The following is a 24,522-nucleotide window of genomic DNA, read 5'->3' as shown; positions in this document are numbered from 1 at the left end:
CACCATCTCAACAAGGGGGTCCCTTTTGCGTGCCGATAGGGGGGCCCGATTGAACGCCGATTGACATCCTTAGCTCTTTGCAACGCCGTCGTGAGTCTACGCTCCGGCGGCGTTTTTCCGGATGCAACGTACCTGTCGCGATGTAATAATGCTGTGCCCGATGCTCGCACCAGCAGACGCTGCGCCAGACGTCTACAGGGCCCGCAAATCGCAGATTTGAAGCCATCTTGAGAGGCTTAAGCTGGGTCAAGCTCATCAGATGATCGGTCAACTGGAGCGACCCGGTCTATCGCCTTCTGCCTATGCTTTTTCCACCTGTCCGTCCCGTCCCTCTCGAACATGAGCCAAACATCTTTATCATATCCGAAAACGAGGAAACTGCCATCCTGGCTTAGATAAATCCTATCTACAATGCGCTTAAGTGAGGAGTTCACCTTGCTTCGAGCAAAAAACCGCTTGTCCGGGTCAGGATCATTGATCTCCATTCTAAGTGCCTCAACGATCTCAAGATGGCGATTTCTTGTTGGCTCGGACTCTTCCGCATCGGCGTTGATCTCGGCATCCTCAAGAGCAGTTTTTAGAGTATCAATTTCCTCCTCTAGGGCGACAATGCGAGCTGCAACGGCCTTACTACCGCCTGCAAGAGCGTCGATTAGATTTTCAAGTTGGCTGGCCTTAACCTCAATCTGGCGGGAAAGCTCAGCGATCCGTTCCCGATGGATGCTGACCCGTGTCTCAGCCTCCTTCTCCTCGATAAGCAACCTGCCGAGATTGTCCAAGACGCAAGCTTCCACCGTCTTGTAGTCATACAGGGTGTTGTTTGAGCAGGTATGTTTTCGGCGAGCATTGTCGCAGCGAAGCCGTTCGTAGTGGCGGCGCTTATAAACCACTCTCTCGCCGCTCTTTTTGGTGTAGTTGATATTGTTCGTGCCCTTGTTCTCGTAGCCTGCTGTGCCTTCACACACTCCGCAGATGACAATCCCAGAGAGAAGGTTTGACATGCGCTTGTAAGCATGACCGCCTGTCCTCCCTTTGGAGTTTATCATGGCTTGGACGCGATTAAACTTTTCGGCACTAATTGCCTGCGGGTAGTAGTCCGTCGCTAAAGTTTCACCGGTAAGCGCAACATACTCACCAAGCACAGCCCGCTTTTTCAGCAACCGATGGACATAGGGCAGGTACCAGCCCCCCTTTCCATCGCGCTCTCGTACGGCCCAAACCGGCTCTTTGCGATCATTCAAGATTTGCACAATCTTGTATATGCCGATCCCATCCAGATACAGGTCATATATCTCGTTTAGCACCTTTACGCGGTGCTCATTTAGCACATAGACGCCATCCTTCTTGTCGATCCAAGCAGGTGCCTTGATAGCCGTTGTCGCCTTGCTCCCGTCTCTGATTTTGGCATGGCGACTAGCCCACGAAGATTTCGAGCGTTCGCTCTTTTTGAAAGATTCCTCGTATGATAGCTGCGCTTTGATGATGATGGAAAAGAGTTCCATCATATCGTTGCCGGTACTTTCGGCCTTGTAAATCTGGTTATCGTGCGTCGTTGCAACGGACACGCCGTACTCATTTAACGACCAGATAAATTGCGCAGCGGCCTTAGCGCCCTGGCGGCTGAGTCTATCGAGGTTCTCTACCACAAGGACTTTGCCTTTGTGCAGCCCTGCTTTCGCTTCTTCCTCAAACGTATGGAGTTCTGCGCCTTCTAGGCGATTGTATCCGTGGTAAGCACTTTTCCCTTGATCGGAGATTTCCTTCTCAAGGAGCCACCCCTTCTGCTCGATGTATCTCCGACCTTCGCTAAGCTGGCGCTCCAAGGAGTACCCCTTAGCTTGCTCCGTGGTACTGAACCGAGCGTACAAAATGGCTGATTGAAACATCGAATGTGAAGCCTGTAGAACCGTGACTAAGAAAAGCACCTTAATGGAATTTTTTGTGTGTACAACATTACCCATGAGGGACACGGTCAAGAAGGCCCGCGTGTGGCTCGATAGCCAAGGCAAGGCCTACACCTTCCACGACTACAAGAAGGAGGGCGCAGACCCCGGGAGGATCGCCGGCTGGATCGCCGCAGCGGGGCTCGAGACCGTCGTGAACCGCAAGGGCACGACCTTCCGTGCGCTGTCTGACGAGGACAAGACCCGCGCCGCCGATTCCGTTGCCGCGCCCGCGCTGCTTGCGGCCAACCCCAGCGTCATCAAGCGGCCCATCGCCGAACACGCGGGCGGCATCCTCGTCGGCTTCACGCCGGACGAATGGGCGGCTGCGCTCGGCTAGCAATTCTCCTGAACAATGAACCTGCTCGAGCTCATCGCCGTCATCCTCGGCATTGCCAATGTCGCCCTGCTGGTGCGCCGTTCGATCTGGAACTATCCCTTCGGCATGGCGATGGTGGCGCTCTATTTCGTCATCTTCCGCGAGGCGCGCCTTTATGGCGAGGCGGGCTTGCAGGTTTTCTTTTTCGCCGTGCAGGGCTGGGGCTGGTATTTGTGGGCGCGCGCCGGGGGGCTGAGCCGCAGCGTGCAGGTGGAATGGATGGGCTGGCGCGCGCGCCTCGCCGCGCTGGGGCTGGTCGGGGTCTCGAGCATCGCCGCCGGTTGGGCGATGGCGCGCTTCACCGATGCCGCCATGCCCTATGCCGATGCCACCATCGCGGGCGCGAGCGTGGTCGCGCAGGTGCTGCTCGCCATGCGCAAGGTCGAGAACTGGGCGCTGTGGATCGCGATCGACGTGCTCTCGATCGGGGTCTACCTGATGCGCGGGCTGAACCTTACCGCGGGGCTTTACGTGGTGTTCCTCGTGCTGGCAGCGGCGGGCCTTGCGCAATGGGCGCGGGCCGCGCGCAGCGGCGCGGCGGTCGAGGCGTGAAGCGCGGCTTCCTCCTCGGCAAGTTCATGCCCCCGCACGCCGGGCACCTGTCGCTGATCCGCGCCGCGCGGGCGCTGGTGGACGAGCTGACGGTGCTGGTGTGCTGGCTGCCCGGCGATCCGATCCCGGGCGTAACGCGCCTCGGCTGGATGCGCGCGCTGGCCCCCGATTGCCGGGTGGTCGGCCACGGCGCACTCGTCCCGCAGGCCCCGGAGGACAGCGCCGATTTCTGGCCGATCTGGCGCGCCATCGTCGCCGCCGCGCACCCCGAACCCATCGACACCCTCTTCGCTGGCGAGGCCTACGGGGCGGAGCTGGCGCGGCAGGTGGGCGGGCTGTTCGTGCCCTTGGGCGGCCGGGTGCTGGGGCTTGCGGACGATCCCGTCGCGGGGCTTTCGACGAGCGCCATCCGCGCCGATCCGGGCGCGCACTGGCGCTACCTCCCCGCACCCGTGCAGGCGCATTACCGCCGCACGGTCTGCCTCCACGGGGCCGAGAGCACCGGCAAGTCCACCCTCGCCGCCGCCCTCGCCGCCGGGACCGGCGCGCTTATCGTGGGCGAATATGGCCGCAGCCATTGCGAGGTGCACAGGGGCCCGCTCAGCCTCGACGACCTCCTCCTCATCGGCCGCGCGCAAACCGCGATGATCGCCGCCGCCGCGCCCTGGGCCGGGCCGCTGCTGATCGCCGACACCGACGCGCTGATGACCGCAGCGTGGACCGAGATGCTGCTCGGCCAGCGCCCGGGCGAATTGATGGCCGCGCCCCGGGCCGATCTCTACCTGCTGCTCGAACCCGATCTGCCGTGGGTCGATGACGGCACCCGCTTTTTCAGCGATGCGGCCGACCGTCACAGGTTTGCAAGGATCGTGGAGCAGGTGCTGATCGATGCCGGGGTGCCCTTCGCGCGGATTGCGGGGCAGGGCGCGGCGCGGCTGGAAGCGGCGCGCGCCGCGATAGGAGCGATGACATGATGAAGCCCGCGATGATCCTGGGAGCGCTGCTCGCCGCCCTGAATGCCGCCGTGCCGGTGGCTGCGCAGGACGCCGAGATGCTGGTCATCGCCCACCGCGGCGCCAGTGCCGAGCGGCCCGAACACACGCTCGCCGCCTATGAACGCGCGATCGACGAGGGCGCGGACTATATCGAGCCCGATCTGGTGGCGACCAGGGACCTCGTGCTGGTCTCGCGCCACGAAAACGAGCTCTCGGGCACCACCGATGTCGCCACCCGCGAGGAATTCGCGGACCGCCGCCGCGAGAAGACGGTCGATGGCCAGAAGATTGCCGGCTGGTTTGCCGAAGACTTCACCCTCGCCGAGTTGCAGACCCTGCGCGCCAGAGAGCGCATCCCCGCGCTGCGCCCCGCCAATGCGCGCTTCGACGGGCTCTATCAGGTGGCAACCCTCGCCGAGATCGTGAAGCTGGTGCGCGCCAAGGAGGCCGAGACCGGGCGGCGGATCGGGATCTATCCCGAATTGAAGCACCCCGGCTTCCTGCTCCAGAACGCCGGGATCGACCTCGTCGACCTGTTGCTGCGCGATTTCCGGGCGCTGGGCATCGCACCTGCCGATCCGGTGTTCATCCAGAGCTTCGAGATCGCGCCCTTGCAACGCCTGCGTGCCCGCGCGCCGGGCTTCAAGCAGGTCCTGCTGGTCGAACCGCTCGGCGGCCCGGCGGACGAGCCGGCGCTGCGCTATGCCGAGATGGTGACGCCCACCGGGCTTGCCGAAGTGGCGAAATATGCCGATGCGGTGGGGGCCTATGCCGGAATGATCCTCGGCCCCGACGGCACCCCCACCTCGCTGGTCGCCGATGCCAAGGCGGCAGGATTGCAGGTCCACGCCTGGACGATCCGCCCGGAGAACGAGTTCCTCCCCCCGATGCTGCGCACCGGCGACGGCCCCAAGGGCAAGGGCTGCGGCGATGTGAAGCTGGCGGCGATGCTCAAGGCGGCGGGGGTCGCGGGGGTGTTTTCGGATGGGCCGCTCAAGGGGCGCAGCTGCCCCTAGGCGCGCCGCGCGCTCAGAATGTAGTTCAGCGACGTATCGTCCGACAGGTGCAGCCCCCGGCCCGGCCGCCACGCAATGCCGCGCTTGGCCGTCACCGTCAGACCGGCATCGGCCAGCAGGCCCTCGAGCTCCTCCGGGGTGACGAAATCCTCCCAGTGGTGGGTGCCGCGCGGGACATAGCCGACCGCTTCGGCCGCGCCGACCAGCAGCACGCGGCTGGCGGCGGTGCGGTTGGGGGTGGACATGACGAGCAGGCCATCGGGGGCGAGCCGTGCGGCCACATCGGCGAGGAAGGCGGGCTTGTCGGCAACGTGCTCGATCACCTCGACGCTGGTGACGAGATCGAATTGGCCGATGTCGAGCCCCGCAACCTCGCCCGCCATGTAGCGGATGGGGAGGCCCACGCCCTCGGCATGAGCGCTTGCGGCCGCGACATTCTCAGCCGCCGCGTCCACGCCCGTCACCGCCGCGCCCAGCCGCGCCAGCGGCTCGCACAGCAGCCCCGCGCCGCAGCCGATATCCAGCACCGTCTTGCCCGCCAGCGGCTTGGCCGCGCACGCCGCCTCGGGCCAATGCGCGTCGATGGCGTCGCGCACGAAGGCGAGTCGCACCGGGTTGACGTGATGGAGCGAGGCCATCGGGCCTTTCGGATTCCACCAGTCGCGCGCCAGCCTTGCGAAAAAATCTGCCTCTTCGGGGCGGATTGTAACATTCGAGATGTTTGCGTTTGCCATGAAGCATCTCCTAGAGCCTGCGCCGGTCAGTTGGAAGCGTTAGCACGGAGCCGATTTTGGCCCAGCGCGAGGAGAGAGGAGGGAGCGATGCTTGCCCATCGTGACCGACGATCGACGTGGCGATGGGCCAAAAGCGGCCCGCCCCTCCGGGGTCGCGCTAGCGCGATGATAATGCTTCCAACTGACCGGCGCAGGCTCTAACAGCGCGCGCGAACACTCACCAGCAGGAGCTGACCCTTGGCCCGGATCGTGATGAAATTCGGCGGCACCTCGATGGCCGGGACGGAGCGCATCCGCCGCGTTGCCAACATCGTGCGCGCGCAGGCCGCGCCCAAGCCCGACGGGACCCGCGACGAGGTGGCGGTGGTGGTCAGCGCCATGGCGGGCGAGACCGACCGGCTGGTCAATTTCTGCCGCGAGGCCAATCCGCTCTATGACCCGGCCGAATATGACGTGGTCGTCGCCAGCGGCGAACAGGTGACCAGCGGGCTCCTTGCCCTCACCCTCCAGGCGCTGGGCTGCAAGTCGCGCAGCTGGCTCGGCTGGCAGCTGCCGATCAAGACCATCGAAGCCCACGCCAAGGCGCGCATCGAGGAGATCGACGCACCCGCGCTGATCGCCGCGCTCGAAGCGGGCGAGATCGCGGTGATCCCGGGCTTTCAGGGCGTCTCAGACGATGGCCGCGTCACCACGCTGGGCCGCGGCGGATCGGACACCTCGGCCGTCGCGGTCGCCGCCGCGATCAAGGCGGACCGCTGCGACATCTATACCGATGTCGACGGCGTATACACCACCGACCCGCGCATTGTCGCCAAGGCCAAGAAGCAGAAGGCGGTGACCTACGAGGAAATGCTCGAACTCGCATCGGTCGGCGCAAAGGTGCTCCAGACCCGCTCGGTCGGCCTTGCGATGAAGGAAAAGGTGCGGGTGCAGGTGCTGTCGAGCTTCATCGGCGAGGGCGCGCCGCCTGCCGATGATCTGCCCGGGACAATGATCGTCTCGGACGAGGAAATGGACGAATTGGTGGAAGGAGGCCTGATGGAACGCCAGCTTGTGACCGGCATCGCGCATGACAAGAACGAGGCCAAGGTGATCCTCACCCGCGTGCCCGACCGTCCGGGCGCGGTGGCCAACATCTTCGAGCCGCTCGCCGCGGCCTCGATCAATGTCGACATGATCATCCAGAACGTCGGACGCGACAAGGGCGAGACTGACGTGACCTTCACCGTGCCGCAATCGGACCTCGCCCGCGCGCAGGCGCTGCTCGAAGACCGGCGGGATGCGATCGGCTTCAACCGGATCATCACCGACAGCAAGATCGCCAAGATCAGCGTTGTCGGCGTCGGCATGAAGAGCCACGCGGGCGTTGCCTCCTCGATGTTCCGCGCGCTGTCCGATCGCGGCATCAACATCCAGGCGATCTCGACCAGCGAGATCAAGATCAGCGTGATGATCGATGAGGACGAGACCGAGCTGGCCGTGCGCGTGCTGCACACGGCTTACGGGCTGGACGCGAAGGACTGACTGCGACCGCGCCCCCGCGCGGCCAAAGGTTAGCTGAAAGATAGCCCGATACGTCCGAATTAACCAATCCAGGTTACTTCGCTTTTACGTTTTCGGCCGGACTGTGCGCGGGCTCATTCCCGAGCCCGGAGCCCGCGCGCCATGGCCATCAAGGCCCATCTCGACCAGACGCCCATCAACACCCTTGCCGAAGGCAGCCAGCGCAGCGCCCCGCGGCGCGCGCTGTGGCTGGAGACCAGCGGCTTCTTCGCCGGAACGGGCGAGGCCAACGTCACGATCCACAACATCTCGGCCGCCGGCCTGCTGCTCGAGACCGGACTGGCGCTCGCGGAAGGTGAACAGCTTGCGCTCGATCTGCCCGAGGCGGGCGCGGTGGTCGCCACGGTGGTGTGGCGTTCGGAGCATCTCTACGGCTGCGCCTTTGCCGCCCCGCTCACCGCCGCTCAGCTTGCTGCCGCCCAGCTTCAGGGCTTTGCGCCGGGCGTGCCGACGCGGCCGCAACCGGCCGGACCGACCGGCGGAGCCCGGCAACCCGGCGCAGCGGCGGGGGAAGGGCTGGGCACAAGGCTCAACCGGCTGCGGCGCGAGGCGGGGCTGACGCTCGCCGATGTCGCTGCCCGGCTCGGGGTCAGCAAGCCGACGGTGTGGGCGTGGGAGAAGGGCAAGGCCCGCCCGCTGCCCGAACGCCTCGGCGCGATCGCTGAAGCGCTCGGGATCGATGCCGATCTGCTCGCCGCCGCGCCCGCCTCGCGCGAGATCGAAGACCTGATCGCCGATTGCCGCGCGCGGATCGCCGAGGCCTGCGGCACCACTCCCGAAGCCGTGCGGATCATGATCGAGCTCTGACCGGGCGCGGGTTCCCGCAGCTAGACGGCCCTACCTACTGCGCCCAATACGTATTGGATGGGCTGCCCCGATGGAAAAATATGGTAAACGAAATCCGGAGGTGATTCGTTTTTTAGTCAAGTATCATTACTAAACTAACGAGAAAAAGCCTTGTATTCGGGAAAACAGGGGAAAGTTTTTCTTACTTTCGAGTTTCGTTTGTTACCAAGTGAATCTGACTAAGAGCGAGTTGGCGAATTCATCGTTGGACCGCTGGGGCACTGTTGGAATGATGATTGGTTTAAGCGAAGTCGAAGGCCATGTTCTGCATGGTCTGCTCGAGGAGACATCGGGCGATATCGTCATCCGGATCGACCGGCACGGCTTCATCATTCACGCATCCGCGAATATCGCCGAGCTGGGCCCGGACCTCACCGCCGCGCTGCTGCCGCCGCACATCACCGATCTGGCCGCGCGCGATCATGCCGCGTTCCTTGGCGAACATGTGACGCGCGGGCTCAAGGGCTGCACCAGGGCCGGGTGGATCGAGTTCCCCGTCGCGCGCTGCGCCGATCCCGACACCGCGTTCGAGGCACCCTTCCCGCGCTGGTATGCCCTGACCCTGAAGCCGATGTGCGATGCGGCCGGCATGCCCGACGGCGCCCTGTGCCTGATGCGCTCGGTCCAGCACTTGCGCAGCCTCGAAGGCGAGCTGCACGCCCGCGCGGTCACCGATCCGCTGACCGGGCTTGCCAACCGCACCGCCTTCTGCGCGAGCCTCAGGCGGCACCTCGCGCGCGGCGGCGGGCAGATGGTCGCGGTCCTGGCGGTCGACAACATGCGCGCGCTGCTGCTGCGCTATGGCCAGCGCACTGCCGATGAGGTGCTGTGGGGGTTCGCCAAGTTCCTCGAGACGATGACCCAGACACTGACGACGCCGTAGCACGAGCTCGCCCAGCTCGATGGCGAGCGGTTCGCGGTGCTGCTCCCCGACATGTCGCCGCGCGCCGCGCGCGAATGGGCCGAGGACGTGATCGAGACCTTCGCGGGCCTCGCCGCGCCCGCTTCGGCCAAGGCCCCGCAACTGACCGCCAGCGCCGGCATCGCGCGGGTCGAATGCACGGTCGACTGGACCCTGCGCGAGGCCGAGCTCGGCCTGGTCCTGGCGCGCGCGGGCGGCGGGCGGCAGGTGGGGATCGCCGGGCGCCGCCGCGCGGCTTGATTGGCGATCGCGCTGATGCGCGATGCAGACCGAAGGTGGCCGAAAACAGGGAATCTGGACTCATCCGCCGACCCCGTTAAACCGTGCCCATGAGCCACATTGCCACCATCCTGCTGCTCGGTTCGGGCGAGCTGGGCCGCGAATTCGTCATCTCCGCCAAGCGCCTCGGGGCGCGGGTGATCGCCTGTGACAGCTACGACAATGCCCCGGCGATGCAGCTGGCGGACGGGCGCGAGGTGTTCTCCATTCTTGATGGCGAGGCGCTGCGCGAGGCGGTGATCCGCCACCAGCCCGACCTCATCGTCCCCGAGATCGAGGCGATCCGCACCGAGATGCTCGCCGATCTGGAGGGGGAAGGTTTCACCATTGTCCCCTCCGCCCGCGCAGCGCAGCTGACCATGAACCGCGACGCGATCCGCGACCTTGCAGCGGGCGAGCTGGGCCTCGTCACCTCGCAATACGGCTATGCGGAGAGCTTCGCCCAGTGCCAGGAGATTGCCGCGCGCATCGGCTATCCGCTGGTGATGAAGCCGGTCATGTCCTCCTCGGGCAAGGGCCAGAGCAAGGTCGACGGGCCGGAGGCACTGGAGGCCGCGTGGGACTATGCCGTCGCCAACATGCGCGGCGACAGGGCGCGGGTGATCGCCGAGCAGTTCATCGCTTTCGATTACGAGATCACCTTGCTGACCGTCCGCCACGCCGGCGGCATCAGCTTCTGCCCGCCGATCGGCCACCGCCAGGAACGCGGCGACTATCGCGAAAGCTGGCAGCCCGCCGCCATGTCCCCCGCCGCGCTCGCGGCTGCGCAGGACATGGCCGCACGGGTCGTCACGGCGCTGCAAGGCGGCGGCAAGGGCTGGGGGCTGTACGGGGTCGAGTTCTTCGTGAAGGGGGAAGAGGTGATCTTCTCCGAACTGTCCCCCCGCCCGCACGATACCGGCATGGTCACCCTGGTCAGCCAGGACCTCACCGAATTCGACCTTCACGCCCGCGCGATCCTCGGACTGCCGGTGCCCCAGAGCATCGCCGTCCGCCCTGCCGCCAGCGCGGTGATCCTCGCCGACCGGGAGTCAGGCCGCTTCGCCTTCGAAGGCCTGGCGCAGGCGCTCGCGCTGGGCGATGCCGATGTGCGGATCTTCGGCAAGCCGGTCACCCGGCCATACCGCCGCATGGGCGTGGCGCTCGCCCGTGCGGATGATGCGCCTGCGGCGGTGGAGCTGGCCAAGGCGGCGGCGTCCCGCGTGCGGATCGTCTACGACTGACGCGCAAAGGGCGGCCGCGCCCTCCCGCGCGGCCGCCCCTGCCAGAGTGTCGGGCAAGGATCAGAACCCGGCGAACACCGCCAGCTTGGCCGACAGCACCGCCACGCGGCGGGCGTTGGCGGCGTTGAGCGCGAGTTCGACCTGCGGCGCGGCCGAGGCGCGCGCTTCGGCAACGCAGGCCTTGTGCGCGGCGATCCGCCCCAGATCGCGCGCGCCCACCGTGCCGCACAGGCGGCGCGCGGCGCGGGCGATTCGGGCGTCGAGCGCCTTGCGCCCGGCATCCCTGGTGAGATCGAGGTCGCCGTAGGGCACGGCAATGCTCGCCGTCTGGGCGAACGCGGGGGTGGCGGCGGCAAGCGCCAGAGCGGGCAGGACGATGCGCATGAGCATGGCGGGGGTTCCTTTGCGTTCAGGTCCGGAGAAAATGCGGGTCGGTCTGAAAAAGTGTCAGCCGGAACAGGGGGAGAGGAGAGGCCCGGCTGACGCGCCGCCTCTGGCAGGGTTTGATTACACCTTACGGTCCATTGAAAGAAAGTTTCGTTATAGAGCAATCATAACGCGGTCACGCGACAGACTCGCAAGCGTCGCCATTGCCACGCGACTGCCTTGCAGGATGCTTGCGACATGCCGCGCCAGCGCCTAATCGCGCAGCCATGGAAACCTACCCCAACACCGCCGCGCTCATGCAGCGCGGCACCGCCTTCCTCGGCTGCGAGACCGCGATCCTGTGCGGCGCGATGAGCTGGGTGAGCGAGCGCAACCTCGTCGCCGCAATCTCCAACGCGGGCGGCTTCGGCGTGATCGCCTGCGGAGCGATGACGCCCGAGCTGCTCGACACCGAGATCGCCGCGACCAGGGCGCTCACCGCCAAGCCCTTCGGCGTCAACCTCATCACCATGCACCCCGCGCTGTTCGATCTGATCGCGGTGTGCCGCAAGCATGGCGTGACGCACGTGGTGCTGGCCGGCGGCATCCCGCCCAAGGGCAGCGTCGAGGCGATCAAGGCCGATGACAGCGGCATCAAGGTGATCTGCTTCGCCCCCACGCTGGCGCTCGCCAAGAAGCTGCTGCGCTCGGGCGCGGATGCGCTGGTGATCGAGGGGATGGAAGCCGGCGGCCATATCGGCCCGGTCTCCACCTCGGTGCTGGCGCAGGAGATCCTGCCCGAGCTTGCCGCCGATCACCTGATCTTCGTGGCCGGCGGGATCGGCCGGGGCGAGGCGATTGCCTCCTACCTCGAAATGGGCGCGGCGGGCGTGCAGCTCGGCACGCGCTTTGCCTGCGCGAGCGAAAGCATCGCCCACCCCGATTTCAAGAAGGCCTTCTTCCGCGCCTCGGCCCGCGAGGCGGTGGCGAGCGTGCAGGTCGACCCGCGCCTGCCGGTGATCCCGGTGCGCGCCCTGAAGAACAAGGGCACCGAGGAATTCACCGCCAAGCAGCGCGAAGTCGCCGCGCTGCTGGACGCGGGCGGCATCGACATGGCCGAGGCCCAGCTCCAGATCGAACATTTCTGGGCCGGTGCCCTCAGGCGCGCGGTGATCGAAGGCGATGTCGAGAACGGCAGCGTGATGGCGGGCCAGTCGGTCGGCATGGTCACCAGGGAAGAACCCGCCGCCGCGATCATCGCCGAACTGATGGCCCAGGCCGAAGCTGCGCTCGCCCGCTAGAATGGCTCAACCCCTCGTCCTCACCCTCGCCTGCACCGACCGGCCCGGCATCACCGCGCGCGTCACCGGCTTCCTGTTCGAGCGGCGGTGCAACATCCTCGACGCGCAGCAGTTCAACGACCGCGGGGAGGCGGGCGGGAGCGACCGCTTCTTCATGCGCGTCGTCTTCGATCCCGACGGTTCCACCCGTGAGGCCTTGCGCGCGGACTTTTCCGCGCTGGCGGGCGAATTCGGGATGGAATGGAAGATGGCGCGCGAGGGCCGGCCGCGCCGCACCATCATCATGGTCAGCAAGTTCGACCATTGCCTTGTCGACCTCCTCTACCGCTGGCGCACCGGAGAGCTGGCGATCGATCCCGTCGCGATCGTCTCCAACCACCCGCGTGAAAGCGCGATCCGGATCGACATCGGCGACATCCCCTTCCAGCACATCCCCGTCACCCCCGAGACCAAGCCTGCAGCCGAGGCGCAAGTGCGCGCGCTGGCGGATGCGACCGACGCCGAACTGATTGTCCTGGCGCGCTACATGCAGGTCTTCTCGAACGACCTCTCGGCCCATTTCGCGGGCCGCGCAATCAACATCCACCACTCCTTCCTCCCCGGCTTCAAGGGGGCGCGGCCCTATCACCAGGCCCATGCGCGCGGGGTGAAGATCATCGGCGCGACCGCGCATTTCGTCACCGCCGACCTCGACGAGGGGCCGATCATCCATCAGGATGTCGAACGCATCACCCATGCCGATTCCCCCGAGGATCTGGTGCGCAAGGGCCGCGATATCGAGCGCCGCGTGCTGGCCGAGGCGGTGCGGCTGTTCGCGGCCGAACGCGTGCTCATGAACGGCAACCGGACGGTGGTGTTCAGGGGTTAGGGGTGTTCAGGGGCTGATCCAGCCCGCCTCGCGCAATTCCGCGATCCGGCTGCGGCTGACCGGGGCGGCGAGCCCGCCGTGGAGCACCAGTTGCAGGTCGCGGCCGGTGCGCCGCTGGCCCGTCACCGCGCTCTTCGCGACCCACCAGCTGCGATGCACTTGCGCGCCGCTGCCCTCGGGCATCAGCGCGGCGGCCTCGGCAAGCGGCATCAGCACCAGCGCGCTCTTCGCTTCCGCGATGACGCGGACATAGTGGTCCTCTGCGGCGAGAGCGAGGATCGCGGGGAAGTCCGGATCGAGCCGCTGGTGCAGCGCCGATGCGGCGACGCCGGGGACGGGAGCCGAGGGAGGAAGCGTCTCAGCCGTTGCAACAGGCTCCACCGACTCGGGCAAGCGGGCATGTTCGGCGCGAACATAGAGCACGAAGAACAGCGCGAAGAACCCCGCGGCGACCATCAGCGCCTGCACCCACACCGCGCCGAACTGGCCGCCGAACATCGCGCGCGGCCCGCCGACGAGGCCGAGCACGCCATAGGTCACCGCCACCCCCACGAAGGGCACCGCGAGCGCATGGCCCCAATAGTCGGCGAGCCCCAGCAGCCGCGCCACCGCGATCCCGACGCGCGCCGCCGCGAGATAGACCAGCCATGCCGCCAGAAACCCGGCGAGCGAGAGGGCCAGCCGCGCGCCCGGCGCGACCTCGCCGAAGGGCAGGAGATCGAACACCGCCACCACCACCGCGACCAGCGCCACGACGCCCGCCTCGGCCATCAGGCGCTCGGCCCCGGATAGTCGCCGCGCGACCATTCACGAAGCCCCGCCGACCATCCGCGCATCGCCGCGACCGCCCGCGAAGGGAGGGCTTGCGGGCAAGCGGAAGCGGCGGCTTTTCATGGCCATCGTCATAAATCGCCAGACCGAAAGGAGGCAAGCATGAGCCAGCATACCGCCACCCCCGAGCGCCAGATCAGCCTTGGCGCTACCGCCGTGCTCACCATTCTCGTCACCGCCGCGCTCACCATCCTGTCGATGATGTTCGGCGGCTTCGGATCAGGCAGCCCGGCCACCCCGCAGGCGCGCGCGCTGTCGCTGCCGATCATGATCCACCTTAGCACCGTGGTGCCCGCGCTGCTGCTCGGCCCGGTTGTGCTGCTGCGGCGCAAGGGCGACAGCGCGCACAAGCTGATGGGGCGCCTCTGGGTGTGCCTGATGCTGGTGACGGCGATCACCTCGGCCTTCATCCGCTTGCCGGGGGGCGGCATCGCGGGGACCGGCTTCAGCTTCATCCACGCCTTCACCGTGTGGACGCTGGTGAGCGTGCCGCTGGCTGTGCGCGCCGCGCGGCAGGGGCGGATCGCGGCGCACCGGGGGATGATGACCGGGCTCTACGCAGGGCTGGTGATCGCCGGAGCCTTTACCTTCCTGCCGGGCCGGTTGCTGGGGAGCATGGTCTTCGGCGCGCCGTGATGTGAAGCACGTGCTTCACTTCCCGGCGCTGGCGGGCAGGTCGATCGCCTGCACCTCGGTGCCGATGGCGTAGACCCTGACGCCTGCCGCGGTGGGCACGGTCTGGAACTTGTTCGCCGCCCGCGCGATCGGGGCGCGCTCCCAGGTTGCGCCGCCGTCCTTGGTGGCAAAGCCCCCTGCCGCGGTGCCGACGAAGCCGACGTCCTTGCTGACGAAGCCGATGCCGAACTGGCGTGCGGAGGCGTCCTGCGCCATTTCGATCTCGCGCCACGTCTTGCCGCGATCATCGCTGCGGATGACGAGCTGGGTCGCGCGCGTCTGATCATAGGACTGGACCGTGGCATAGCCGGTGTCTCCCCCCTCGGGGAAACTCGCCTTCCAGATCAGCTCGAGCTTGCGGCCCGAGCGGTAGACTTCCTTCCACGTCTTGCCCCCGTCCTCGGTGCGCAGCACCAGGCCCTCGGCCTGCGCGGGATCGGGGTGGGTGGCGGCAAAGACAAGGCCGGTCAGCTCGTCGAAGAACTTGACGTCGAGGATCATGCCGGCGTGGGGCGCCATGTCGATCACGCCCCACGTCTCGCCGCCATCGACCGAGCGCAGGATGCCGGTCGGCCCGCCGACGCGCCCGGCGGCATGGATCACGGTGCGCGGCACCAGCGTGCCCTGGTAGATGCGCCGGGTGTGCAGAATATCGATCGCGCACACGCCCTTGATCGTCGCCGCTCCGGTGTCGACCGCCTCCCACGTCCGCCCGCCATCGCGGGTGCGGTAGAGCGGGGTCGTGTCGGTGACGCCGGGGTAGTAGTCGGTGCCGATATTGCCGATGAAGCCGGTCAGCCGGTCGGCGAAGCCGATCGCGCGCAAGAAGGTGCCGGGGCGGCTCGCCACCTTTTCCCACGTCGCGCCGCCATTGGCGGTGGCGAACAGATCGCCCGCGCCGGTGCCGTACCAGCCGTGGTCAGGGTCGACGAAGCTGACAGGGTCCCGCTTGCCGCGATAGGCCTCGGTGGCGAAGGTCCGCCACGCGCCCGCAGCCGGTGCTACTGCCGGAGCGGGCGCGGGAGCCTCCTCGGCGGCGAGCGGCGCGGTGAAAGCCAGCGCGGCGAACGCTGCGGCGATACGTCTCATCATGCGGTGCGACCCCCTGTGCCTAGCGCCGGGCGATCGTGTTCCCCGCCTCCAGCGCCTTGTCCTCGTTCGCGCGCTTGATGACATAGGCGCGGATCGCCTCGATCTCGTCTTTCGACAAAGAGCCGGCAAAACTCGCCATACCGCGATCCTTCAATGCCCCGTCATGCACCACCGCGCTCCACGTCGCCGCGCTCTCGAGCGCGCCCGCGCGGCGCAGGTCGGGGAGCACGGTCGAGCCGACCGCGCCGGGCCCATGGCACACTGCGCAGTAGCGGGCATATCTGGCCTGCCCCACCGCGATCACCGCGGCAGGCGCGGTGCTCGGCGGCGGGTCGAGCGGCAGCGCGGCCGAAGCGGGCGGCGCCGGCAGCTGCGCCTTCCCGCCAATCTTGAACACCAGCAGCCGGCTGATGTTGCGCACCGGCGCCTTCCTCCCCAGCAGATCGCCGTCGACCGTGATCGCATAGGCCCCGCCCCACCCGGCAAGCACGGCGACATATTGCTCGCCGCCCACCATGTAGGTGACGGGCGGCGCGACCACGCCGGTCTGCGCGCCAAAGCTCCACAGCTTCTTGCCGCTCGCTGCATCATAGGCGTTGAATTCGCTTCCCGCGGTGCCCTGGAAGACAAGCCCGCCGCCAGTCGCCAGCAGGCCGCCGTTCCACGGGCCGGGGTGCTCGACCGTCCAGCGCGCCTTCTGCGCGACCGGGTCCCACGCCACCAGCATGCCCCGCAAGGTGCCCGCGACCTGCTTGCGGAAGCCCCCGTCGGGCGGCAGATCGCCCGCGCCCAGGTTGAAGCCGACATTGAACCCGCGCGCGGTATCGGGCTTCCACGCGGCTTCGGGCGCATACATCATCCCCGCCTCGAAGGCCGGGATATAGACGAGCTTTTCCTTGGGGCTGAAGGCCATCGGGTGCCAATTGTGCCCGCCCAGCGCGCCCGGCATGACCAGCGCCGGCTTGCCGGTGCGGTCGACGCGGGTTTCGGGGTTTTCGATCGGACGGCCGGTCTTGGGGTCGATCCCGGAGGCCCAGTTGATGCTGACATAGGGCTTGGCGCTGATGAACTTGCCCGTCTCGCGGTCGATGACGTAGAAAAAGCCGTTTTTCGGCGCCTGCATCAGCACTTTGCGCATCTTGCCATCGATTTCCATGTCGGCGAGCATGATGTGCTGGGTGGCGGTGAAGTCCCACGTCTCGCCGGGCGTCGTCTGGTAGTGCCAGACATATTCGCCCGTCCCGGGCCGGATCGCGACGATGCTGGAGAGATAGAGGTTGTCCCCTTCCCCGCCGCTGCCGTCCTTGGCTGGCGAACGATAGGCGCGGTTCCACGGGCTGCCGTTGCCCACGCCGATATAGAGCAGGTCGAGCTCCGGGTCGTAGGCCATCGAATCCCACACCGTGCCCCCGCCGCCGATCGCGTCGTTCGCGCCCAGCACATCCATGTTCCACGTTTCCGCGGCCTTCTGGAGGTAGGCGGGCTGGTCTTTCACCTCACCACCCTCGGGAACGGTGTAGAACTTCCACAGCTGCTCGCCGTTGTTGGCATCATAGGCGGCAACAAAGCCGCGCACGCCGAACTCCGCGCCCCCATTGCCGATGATCACCTTGCCATCGATCACGCGCGGCGCGCCGGTGATGGTGTAGCTCTTGGACTGGTCGACCGTGACCTTCTCCCACACCACCGCGCCGGTGCCCTGATCGAGCGCGATCAGCCGGCCATCGAGCGTGCCGAAGAACAGCTTGTCGCCATAGGCCGCAAGCCCGCGGTTGACGACGTCGCAGCACGCCTTGACCCCGGTCTCGCCCGGGACCTTGGGGTCATACTCCCACAGCTTTGCGCCGGTGGTCGCGTCGAAGGCCTTCACCTTGCTCCACGCGGTGGTGAGGTAGAGCTTGCCGTCCAGCACCAGCGGGGTCGCCTCCTGCCCGCGCGCGGTGTCCATATCGGCATACCAGGCAAGACCGAGCTGGCCGACATTCTCGCGGTTGACCCCTTCGAGCGGCGAGAATCGCTGTTCGGAATAGGTGCGCCCGTGGCTGATCCAGTTGGCGGTATCGCCGTCCGCGCCGACCAGCATCGCGGTGGTCACGCCCTCGCCGCCCGCGCCGCCGAACATCTGGCTGCAATTGGCGAGCATCCCTGCCGAAAGCAACACTGCCGCCCCCGCGGCCCAGCGTCTCAAGTCCATCCGATCCCTCTCCCTCGGCGCTTTGGCCGTTCCTGTTTTGCGATATGTTGCCGTGCGCCCGCGCGCTTGTCCATTCCTGCTTGTCGGATCGGTGCGCGCGCGCCAGAACGGCGGCGCGGGCGGGTGAGCCAGGGAGAGTTTCGATGTGCGATGAAAGCAAGCTCGAGGAATGGGCGAAGTCCACGATCAGCCGCCGCCAGTTCGGCGCGCTGAGCGGCGCTGCGGCGCTGGCGGCCTGTGCCTCGGGAACGAGCGAGAGCAAGGCCACCACCACCGCCGGCCTCCGGGAACAGACCGTCAGCTTCCCCGCGCCCGACGGCACGATGGACGGCTTTCTGGTGATGCCCGACAAGGGCGATCACCCGGCGGTGATCCTGTGGCCCGACATCGCCTCGATCCGCGAGGCCAAGCGCAATATCGCCCGCACGCTGGCAGCGAGCGGCCATGCCGTGCTCGTGGTTAACCCCTATTACCGCGACGTTGCGGGCGAGCAGTTCGCCGACTTCGCCGCGTTCATTTCGCAAGGCGGCTTCGGCAAGGTCGGCCCGTGGCGCGGCAAATTGAATGCCGAGACGATCATGCGCGATGCGACCGCGATTGTCGCCTGGCTCGACCAGCAGGACGGCATCGACACCGCCCGCGGGATCGGCACGCAGGGCTATTGCATGGGCGGGCCCTTCACCGTGTGGAGCGCCGCCGCCGTCCCCGCCCGCATCAAGGCCGCGGCGAGCTTCCACGGCGGCGGGCTGGTGCGCCCCGACAATCCGATGAGCCCGCACAAGGTGCTTGCGCAAGTCGAGGCTGGCCTGCTGATCGCGGTCGCCCGGGATGACGACGCCAAGGCCCCCGCCGACAAGACCACCTTTGGGGAGGCCGCCAAGGCGGCCGGGGTCGAAGCCAAGGTCGAAGTCTACGCCGGCGATCACGGCTGGATGGTGGCCGACAGCCCGGCCTTCAACGCCGCAGCAGCAGGCAAGGGCGAGGCCGACCTGCTGGCGCTTTACAAGGCGGCGCTGGCCTAGGCTCCGCAAGGCCCCTCCCCGTCCCCAAGCGATGGGGAGGTGGCGGCCCGCGCTGTTGGATATCCCCGCCCCGCACAGCGAAAAAATGCGCGCTTTCCTACTGTGCTGGGGCGGGGTTAGGCTCGCCGTCATGGCCTGTCCTGTGCCCCTTGCCAAAGCCCTCACCGCCGCTTGCGGTGCGGTGCGCGGGGGGAACGTTTTCCGTCCCAGGACAGTGTCTCATGTGTCTCCTACAGACCCCGCGAGACGCGGCAGGCTGAACGGGGCCGGGCGACTCGCCGCCGCGCGCGGGCCCGCCCGCCTCAGGCGCTGCGGCGCTTGGCCCGCTCGTTCGCCGCGCCAAAGCGGCCATGCTTGCGGTAGCGCAGCATCCACTTGTCGAGGAACAGGCCGAGCGGCTTGGCCTCGATCCCCATCTCGGCAAGGCCGGGCGCGCCGGGGGCGACCGTGCTGCCCGGCTTGAGCAGCGTCCACTGGTCGCGGCTCATCGGAGTGAGCGGGAGCGCGGCGAAGGTCGCCGAGACGCCGTCGGGCATGGCGAGGAAGGTGCGCTTGCGCCCCTGCGCGGCGGCGATGCGGCGGTGGATCTCCATCATGGTGAGCTGCTCGGGCCCGCCCAGTTCAAAGGTCTTGCCGCCGTGGAGCCCGGGGTGCTCGAGCGCGCGGGCGACCGCCTCGGCGACGTCCTCGGCGTGGACCAGCTGGAGCTTCGCCTCGGGCCCGAACACGGGGAGGACGGGGAAGAGCTCGATTATGCCGGCGAAGAGGTTGATGAACTGGTCGTCCTGCCCGAACACGATCGAGGGGCGCAGGATGGTGGCGGCGGGGAAGGCGGCAAGGACGTTGGCCTCGCCCATCGCCTTGCCACGCGCGTAAGCGGTGGGGCTGGCCGGGTCGGCGCCGATCGCGCTGATCTGGACGAGCGCGGCGACGCCCCGCTCGCTGGCCAGGCGGGCGATGGTGCCGGGCGCCTCGCCGGTGAGCTTCTCGAGGTCACCCGCGAAGGCGCCGACGAGGTTGACGACGTAGTCCGCCCCCTCGAGCGCGGCAGCGACGTGGCTCTTGTTGGTGACGTCGCAGGGCGCGAGCTGGAGCTGCCCGAGATTGGCGAGCGGCTTCAGGCTCTGCGCCTTGGCCGGCGCCCGGCTCGCAAGGCGCACCCGCGCCCCGCGCGAGAGCAGGCTCTGCGCGACGTAGTTGCCGATATAGCCGGTGCCGCCGAAGACGGTGACCAGCCTGCCGGCCAGCGGGGAGGAGAGAGGAGAGGAGGTGGGCATTCGGGGTGCTCGCTCGTGATGGCTGCCTCGGGTGTCGGCGGTGCTTTGCGGCAAGCGCGCGGGAGAGGCAAGAGGCCGAAGGCCCCCGCGCGGCGGCGCGCTGCCGAAATGCGCGGGGGACGGGAGGTTTGCATTGACAGCCCCCCGAACCCTTCGCTAATGGCCCGCGCCTACCCGGCCTCCCGGCAGCAATGACCGAAGGCCCCGTGCCCAGATGGCGGAATTGGTAGACGCACCGTCTTCAGGTGGCGGCGCTCGCAAGGGCGTGGAGGTTCGAGTCCTCTTCTGGGCACCATTTTGTTTCCGGACGCATCCGCAAGCGTCCGGAAAAATCCAAGAAATCAAAGGCTTTTCACGGATCTGGTGTCCGCCGACATCCGGCTGAAATCGTTGCAATTGACGGTATCCGACGGTATTTTTGACGGTATCGAAACCGGCAAAAAGGTGGCTTCATGCTTACCGATCTGGCAGTCCGAAAGGCAGTTGCGCGCGACAAGCCCTACAAGCTCTCTGACGGGGGCGGCCTGTACCTGCTGGTCACCAAGGCCGGTCAGCGGTGCTGGCGGGTCGACTATCGCTTTGGAGAAAAGCGAGCTACAGCCGCGCTGGGGGTCTATCCGACCGTCACCCTCGCCGAGGCGCGCGCCAAACGGCTGGAGATCAAGAAGCAGATCGCAGAGGGCATCAATCCCGCCGCCAAGCGCAAGATCGACAAGATCACAGGCCCGCTTGCCAATGTGAACAGCTTCAAGGCCGTGGCGGAAGAATGGCTCGACAAGGCCCGACGCGAGGGCCGTGCCGATGTGACCGTGGGCAAGCTGACTTGGCTGCTCGAATTCGCCTACCCCATCATCGGAGACCGCAAGGTCGGCGAGATCAAGGCGCCCGAACTGCTCGCCGTCCTGCGCGCTGTCGAAAAGCGCGGCCATTACGAAACCGCACGAAGGCTGCGCAGCACCTGCGGGCAGGTATTCCGCTATGCCATCGCCACTGGCCGCGCCGACCGGGACGTTTCGGCAGACCTGCGCGGCGCACTGATCGTGCCGAAGGTGACGCACCGTGCCGCCATCACAACACCGAAGGAAGCGGGCGAACTGCTGCGCGCGATCGACGCCTATTCAGGCTATCCGGTCACTCACGCAGCGCTGCGGCTGGCTCCCTATGTCTTCGTGCGCCCTGGCGAACTGCGGCAGGCCGAATGGAGCGAGTTTGACTTCACCCGCAACATCTGGACCATCGCCGCCGACAAGACCAAGATGCGCGTCGCGCACCGCGTGCCGCTCAGCCGTCAGGTCCTTGCCATACTGGAAGAGCTGCGCGAGATCAGCGGCAACCGCCGCTACCTGTTCCCCGCCCAAGGCAAGCGCGACCGGCCGATGTGTGAAAACACAATCAACCTTGCGCTCCGGCGGATGGGGTTCGATGGCACCACGATGACCGCGCACGGCTTCCGCGCCATGGCCAGCACGCTGCTGAACGAACAGGGCCGCTGGAACCCCGACGCAATCGAGCGCCAGCTTGGCCATGCCGAGACCGATGACGTCCGTCGCGCCTACGCGCGCGGCGAGCACTGGGATGAGCGGATCAGGATGATGCAGAGCTGGGCGGACTACCTCGACCAGCTCAGGTCCGGTGCAAAGGTGCTGCAAGGCAGCTTCCGCAAGCCATCAGGCGCTGCGAGCGCGTTGCCGGGTTGATCCTGCTGCATTGCTCAGGATCTGTCAGCAATCTGTTCAGCTGGCGATTTCCGCATCAAGGTAGGCCTCGACGCGCCGCATACCTGCGAGGCCATCTGCCAGCATGAGATCCAGCGCGCTGGCTCCAGCAAAGGCCTCGTTGGGAGCACCTATCCACCGCGCGGCCCTATCGCTGTCAGCGAACATGCATCGCAATGCGCGATGAATGCCGAGGAGCGCTGCGGCCCGCCCTTCGCCGTTGAGAAGCCGCTCGGCTGCTTCAGGTTGAACGCCCCAGCGCGCGACCAATGCAGCGGCCGCCCGCGTCATGGCCAGTATTTCGTCATCGTCGTATTGAGCGCTGGCGATCGACATGGACAGATCCACTGACTTCGACGCGCCCTCGATAGCACGGAACGTCCGCCCAGGCCACCAATCAACTTACCGAGCGGTAAGAATTTCCGGACAGGCCTCAACATCAGTGGACTTCCTTCCCGATCGGGAAGAAATGCTCTTGAAACTCTACAGCACATATGAGAACTTCCCGCTCGGTAAGACCGACATGATCGACGACGCAACCCAATTCGGCGCAGCCGTCGCCTCGGCCCGCAAGGCCCTTGGTCTTACCCAGCGGGAGCTGGCGCTCGCCATCAACAGCGGTGAGCGCTTCATCGTCGATCTGGAAGCAGGAAAGCCCACTGCGCAACTCGGCAAGGCACTCGCCGCCGCCAAGGCTGTCGGCTTGCTGCTTACCGCAACCGGCATTTCGCAGGCCTGACGATGGACCTTCCGGTTCACTACGAAGACCGCCTGGTCGCCACGATCAGCGCCGACGCGCAGGCCACCCGCCTTGCCTATGCGGATGCGTGGCGTTCATCCGCTGAGAGCTTCCCGGTCTCGCTGGCCATGCCGATCCGGCCAGAGCCCTATGAGGGAGAACAGATCCTCCCTTGGCTGATGAACCTCCTGCCCGAGGGCGAACCGCTGCGCGCCATGACGCGCGCGCTCGGCGCGGCACCGGAGGACGCACTCGGCCTGATCGCGCAGACCGGCAACGATCTGGCAGGCGCGCTCAGTATCGCGCCGCAGCAACCGCGTGGCGAGCCCGGCTATCGTCCGATACCGGATGCCGACGCACTGGAGCGGATCATCGAGGAACTGCCCGCGCGGCCCTTCCTGGTGGGAGAAGACGGCGTCTCGATGAGCCTCGCCGGCGCGCAGGAAAAGCTGCCGGTGGCTGTCATCGACGGCCAGATTGCGGTGCCGATCAACGGCGCGCCATCCACCCATATCATCAAGCCCGACAATCCACGCCTGCCCGGCAGCGTCCAGAATGAAGCGCTCTGCATGGTTCTCGCCCGCCGCATCGGACTCAATGTCGCGCCGGTGACGACAGGCATAGCAGGGCAACGCAGCTATCTGCTTGTCGAGCGCTATGATCGGACAGGCATCGGCAACAATGTCCGCCGCCTGCATCAGGAGGATTTCTGTCAGGCACTCGGCCGCCCGCCTGCCGCCAAGTATGAGTTCAACGGCACCGGCACGCGCGGCCCTTCGATCGCCGACATGTTCGCCCTTATCCGCCAGCATATGACCGCGCGCGACATCACTCGGCTGCTCGACGCGGTGATCTTCAACATCGCGATCGGCAACGTCGACTCGCACGCGAAAAACTACTCGATCCTGCTCGGCCCCGGTGCCCCGCAGCTTGCCCCGCTCTACGACCTGATGTCGGGCCTCGCCTGGACCAACATCACCCAGAACCACGCCCAAGCGATCGGCGAGCAGCGCCGCGGCCGTCACATCTACGGTCGCCACTGGCGGCGCATGGCCGAAGCCGCAGGACTGGCAGCGCGGGGGACGGTGCAGCGGGTGGAGCAAGTGACAGCACGATTGCTGCGCGAACTGCCCGCAGCGGTCGAGGAAGTCGCAGCCATGGCTGCTGGCTCGACCATGCTGGGCATCTTCGCAAAGGAGATCGAGGAACGAGCGACCGAGGTCAGGGCGCATGCCGGACAAGAGGGAGTGCCCGAGGCCGGAGAGACGCTGGAACCGGAAGTCAATTCATCGGCGACTGCCTATGAGTGAGAGGCAAAGACCGGCCCTGGTCAGCGCGCGGCAAACTCGATAGCACGCGATCATGGCGGAAGCGTGGACTGATCTCGAAATAGACCTGATCGTCGCAGATTACTTTGCGATGTTGATCGAAGAATTGGCAGGACGCCCTTTCAATAAGGCAGAGCACAATCGAGCGCTCCAAGCTCTTATGAAGGATTCGGCTAGAAACCGTGGCTCGATCGAATTCAAGCATCAGAATATAAGCGCTGTTATGTTGGGCCTCGGGCAACCCTGGATCAATGGCTACAAGCCAGCTGCGAATTTCCAGAATGCACTTGTCGATGGTGTTTTGCGTTGGCTCGACAGCCACGCAGACTGGCTTGCACCCAAGGCAGCCAGTTCGCCCAGTTTCTTGAGAGAAGCGCCCACTCTTTGGATTGGGCCGCCGCCATCACAGCGCAATGAACCTCCCCCAGTCGACCCCGAATTCATGGCTGCCATCGGGCGCAAATATGACGTCGCGGAGCGCGATGCGCGAAATCGACGATTGGGAAAGGCAGGCGAGGAGTTAATCTTCTACCATGAACGGCAAACGCTCGCTCATGCTGGCCGGGATGACCTTGCTGACAAGGTTCGATGGACATTGACGTGACCCCCAGCTTTCCCCCAGCTTGGATTAGAGTCTGGCGGTTGTTTTGCGCATCGGCGCG

General features: G+C 66.5%; 23 protein-coding genes, 1 tRNA gene and 1 pseudogene. 17 read left to right on the top strand and 8 right to left on the bottom strand.

Annotated features, from left to right (window positions below):
- Positions 1–236: 236 nt before the first annotated feature.
- A complete protein-coding gene (locus tag D620_RS0108655; protein ID WP_017665405.1) occupies positions 237–1,886 on the bottom strand; it encodes a recombinase family protein in 1,650 nt (549 codons plus the stop codon).
- Here D620_RS0108655 and D620_RS0108650 point away from each other — a divergent pair.
- Genes D620_RS0108650 through D620_RS0108635 form a run of 4 tightly spaced genes read left to right on the top strand, consistent with a single transcriptional unit; the run spans position 1,885 to position 4,885 of the window.
- On the top strand, positions 1,885–2,283 hold the full coding sequence (locus D620_RS0108650; protein WP_324603063.1) for an ArsC/Spx/MgsR family protein: 399 nt from the start codon (positions 1,885–1,887) through the stop codon (positions 2,281–2,283). The genes D620_RS0108655 and D620_RS0108650 overlap by 2 nt on opposite strands.
- Positions 2,284–2,298: 15 nt before the next feature.
- A complete protein-coding gene (gene pnuC, locus D620_RS0108645; protein ID WP_017665403.1) occupies positions 2,299–2,874 on the top strand; it encodes a nicotinamide riboside transporter PnuC in 576 nt (191 codons plus the stop codon).
- Positions 2,871–3,848, top strand: a complete 978-nt coding sequence (locus D620_RS15535; RefSeq protein ID WP_155800087.1) for an AAA family ATPase — start codon at positions 2,871–2,873, stop codon at positions 3,846–3,848. Before pnuC ends, D620_RS15535 begins: the two co-directional genes overlap by 4 nt.
- Positions 3,845–4,885, top strand: coding sequence for a glycerophosphodiester phosphodiesterase family protein (locus tag D620_RS0108635; protein WP_017665401.1), 1,041 nt, complete (start codon positions 3,845–3,847; stop codon positions 4,883–4,885). The genes D620_RS15535 and D620_RS0108635 overlap by 4 nt, the downstream gene beginning before the upstream one ends.
- Here the strand turns inward: D620_RS0108635 and ubiG are convergent.
- Positions 4,882–5,619, bottom strand: a complete 738-nt coding sequence (gene ubiG / locus D620_RS0108630) for a bifunctional 2-polyprenyl-6-hydroxyphenol methylase/3-demethylubiquinol 3-O-methyltransferase UbiG (protein WP_017665400.1) — start codon at positions 5,617–5,619, stop codon at positions 4,882–4,884. The two genes, D620_RS0108635 and ubiG, sit on opposite strands and share 4 nt — an antisense overlap.
- A 237-nt stretch (positions 5,620–5,856) precedes the next feature.
- Here ubiG and D620_RS0108625 point away from each other — a divergent pair, with 237 nt between their 5' ends.
- The 4 genes and pseudogenes from D620_RS0108625 (at position 5,857) to purT (ending at position 10,452) form a co-directional block, all read left to right on the top strand.
- Positions 5,857–7,143: an aspartate kinase gene (locus D620_RS0108625; protein ID WP_026092059.1), complete on the top strand. Its 1,287-nt coding sequence runs from the start codon at positions 5,857–5,859 to the stop codon at positions 7,141–7,143.
- A 141-nt stretch (positions 7,144–7,284) separates the two neighbouring features.
- Positions 7,285–7,989, top strand: a complete 705-nt coding sequence (locus D620_RS0108620) for a helix-turn-helix domain-containing protein (RefSeq protein WP_017665398.1) — start codon at positions 7,285–7,287, stop codon at positions 7,987–7,989.
- Positions 7,990–8,257: 268 nt separating this feature from the next.
- A pseudogene (locus tag D620_RS16910) lies at positions 8,258–9,190 on the top strand (GGDEF domain-containing protein).
- An 89-nt stretch (positions 9,191–9,279) separates the two neighbouring features.
- Positions 9,280–10,452, top strand: coding sequence for a formate-dependent phosphoribosylglycinamide formyltransferase (gene purT / locus D620_RS0108605; RefSeq protein ID WP_017665395.1), 1,173 nt, complete (start codon positions 9,280–9,282; stop codon positions 10,450–10,452).
- A gap of 60 nt (positions 10,453–10,512) precedes the next feature.
- Here the strand turns inward: purT and D620_RS14990 are convergent, their stop codons facing one another.
- Positions 10,513–10,842 carry a UrcA family protein gene (locus tag D620_RS14990; protein ID WP_017665394.1) on the bottom strand — a complete coding sequence of 110 codons (330 nt, stop codon included), beginning with the start codon at positions 10,840–10,842 and terminating at the stop codon, positions 10,513–10,515.
- Positions 10,843–11,105: 263 nt separating this feature from the next.
- Here D620_RS14990 and D620_RS0108595 point away from each other — a divergent pair, with 263 nt between their 5' ends.
- Together D620_RS0108595 and purU are read left to right on the top strand one after the other, a co-directional pair.
- Positions 11,106–12,119 carry an NAD(P)H-dependent flavin oxidoreductase gene (locus tag D620_RS0108595; protein ID WP_017665393.1) on the top strand — a complete coding sequence of 338 codons (1,014 nt, stop codon included), beginning with the start codon at positions 11,106–11,108 and terminating at the stop codon, positions 12,117–12,119.
- Between the two features lies 1 nt (position 12,120).
- Positions 12,121–12,987 (top strand): formyltetrahydrofolate deformylase, encoded by an 867-nt coding sequence (gene purU / locus D620_RS0108590; protein WP_017665392.1) that lies wholly within the window; start codon positions 12,121–12,123, stop codon positions 12,985–12,987.
- Positions 12,988–12,993: 6 nt separating this feature from the next.
- On the opposite strand, the gene D620_RS15780 is transcribed toward purU, so the two are convergent.
- The gene (locus tag D620_RS15780) at positions 12,994–13,758 is read right to left on the bottom strand and encodes a LytTR family DNA-binding domain-containing protein (protein ID WP_017665391.1); all 765 of its coding nucleotides are present in this window, start codon (positions 13,756–13,758) and stop codon (positions 12,994–12,996) included.
- 162 nt (positions 13,759–13,920) lie between these two features.
- On the opposite strand from D620_RS15780, the gene D620_RS14980 reads away from it, so the two are divergent.
- Positions 13,921–14,454, top strand: a complete 534-nt coding sequence (locus D620_RS14980) for a DUF2306 domain-containing protein (protein ID WP_017665389.1) — start codon at positions 13,921–13,923, stop codon at positions 14,452–14,454.
- A 15-nt stretch (positions 14,455–14,469) separates the two neighbouring features.
- Here the strand turns inward: D620_RS14980 and D620_RS0108570 are convergent, their stop codons facing one another.
- Both D620_RS0108570 and D620_RS0108565 read right to left on the bottom strand, forming a co-directional pair.
- On the bottom strand, positions 14,470–15,585 hold the full coding sequence (locus D620_RS0108570) for a WD40/YVTN/BNR-like repeat-containing protein (protein WP_017665388.1): 1,116 nt from the start codon (positions 15,583–15,585) through the stop codon (positions 14,470–14,472).
- A 19-nt stretch (positions 15,586–15,604) separates the two neighbouring features.
- The gene (locus D620_RS0108565; RefSeq protein WP_026092058.1) at positions 15,605–17,779 is read right to left on the bottom strand and encodes a PQQ-dependent dehydrogenase, methanol/ethanol family; all 2,175 of its coding nucleotides are present in this window, start codon (positions 17,777–17,779) and stop codon (positions 15,605–15,607) included.
- 143 nt (positions 17,780–17,922) lie between these two features.
- Here D620_RS0108565 and D620_RS0108560 point away from each other — a divergent pair, with 143 nt between their 5' ends.
- Positions 17,923–18,801 (top strand): dienelactone hydrolase family protein, encoded by an 879-nt coding sequence (locus D620_RS0108560; protein WP_017665386.1) that lies wholly within the window; start codon positions 17,923–17,925, stop codon positions 18,799–18,801.
- Positions 18,802–19,103: 302 nt separating this feature from the next.
- Here D620_RS0108560 and D620_RS14975 read toward each other — a convergent pair whose 3' ends face one another.
- Positions 19,104–20,078, bottom strand: a complete 975-nt coding sequence (locus D620_RS14975) for a complex I NDUFA9 subunit family protein (protein WP_017665385.1) — start codon at positions 20,076–20,078, stop codon at positions 19,104–19,106.
- A gap of 208 nt (positions 20,079–20,286) precedes the next feature.
- On the opposite strand from D620_RS14975, the gene D620_RS0108550 reads away from it, so the two are divergent.
- Both D620_RS0108550 and D620_RS0108545 read left to right on the top strand, forming a co-directional pair.
- Positions 20,287–20,373, top strand: a tRNA-Leu gene (locus D620_RS0108550).
- Between the two features lie 157 nt (positions 20,374–20,530).
- A complete protein-coding gene (locus tag D620_RS0108545; protein WP_017665384.1) occupies positions 20,531–21,775 on the top strand; it encodes a tyrosine-type recombinase/integrase in 1,245 nt (414 codons plus the stop codon).
- A gap of 36 nt (positions 21,776–21,811) precedes the next feature.
- On the opposite strand, the gene D620_RS0108540 is transcribed toward D620_RS0108545, so the two are convergent.
- Positions 21,812–22,129, bottom strand: coding sequence for an MbcA/ParS/Xre antitoxin family protein (locus D620_RS0108540; protein WP_017665383.1), 318 nt, complete (start codon positions 22,127–22,129; stop codon positions 21,812–21,814).
- Between the two features lie 106 nt (positions 22,130–22,235).
- Here D620_RS0108540 and D620_RS0108535 point away from each other — a divergent pair, with 106 nt between their 5' ends.
- The 3 genes from D620_RS0108535 to D620_RS16005 are packed head-to-tail and all read left to right on the top strand — an operon-like array spanning position 22,236 to position 24,464.
- Positions 22,236–22,532 (top strand): helix-turn-helix domain-containing protein, encoded by a 297-nt coding sequence (locus tag D620_RS0108535; protein ID WP_017665382.1) that lies wholly within the window; start codon positions 22,236–22,238, stop codon positions 22,530–22,532.
- Between the two features lie 2 nt (positions 22,533–22,534).
- The gene (locus D620_RS0108530; protein ID WP_017665381.1) at positions 22,535–23,842 is read left to right on the top strand and encodes a type II toxin-antitoxin system HipA family toxin; all 1,308 of its coding nucleotides are present in this window, start codon (positions 22,535–22,537) and stop codon (positions 23,840–23,842) included.
- Between the two features lie 52 nt (positions 23,843–23,894).
- Positions 23,895–24,464, top strand: a complete 570-nt coding sequence (locus D620_RS16005; protein WP_233992035.1) for a hypothetical protein — start codon at positions 23,895–23,897, stop codon at positions 24,462–24,464.
- The last annotated feature ends 58 nt before the right edge of the window (positions 24,465–24,522 follow it).

Source organism: Porphyrobacter sp. AAP82 (assembly GCF_000331285.1).
In the GTDB taxonomy this organism is placed as follows: domain Bacteria; phylum Pseudomonadota; class Alphaproteobacteria; order Sphingomonadales; family Sphingomonadaceae; genus Erythrobacter.
This window is presented reverse-complemented; position numbering and strand designations above follow the sequence as displayed.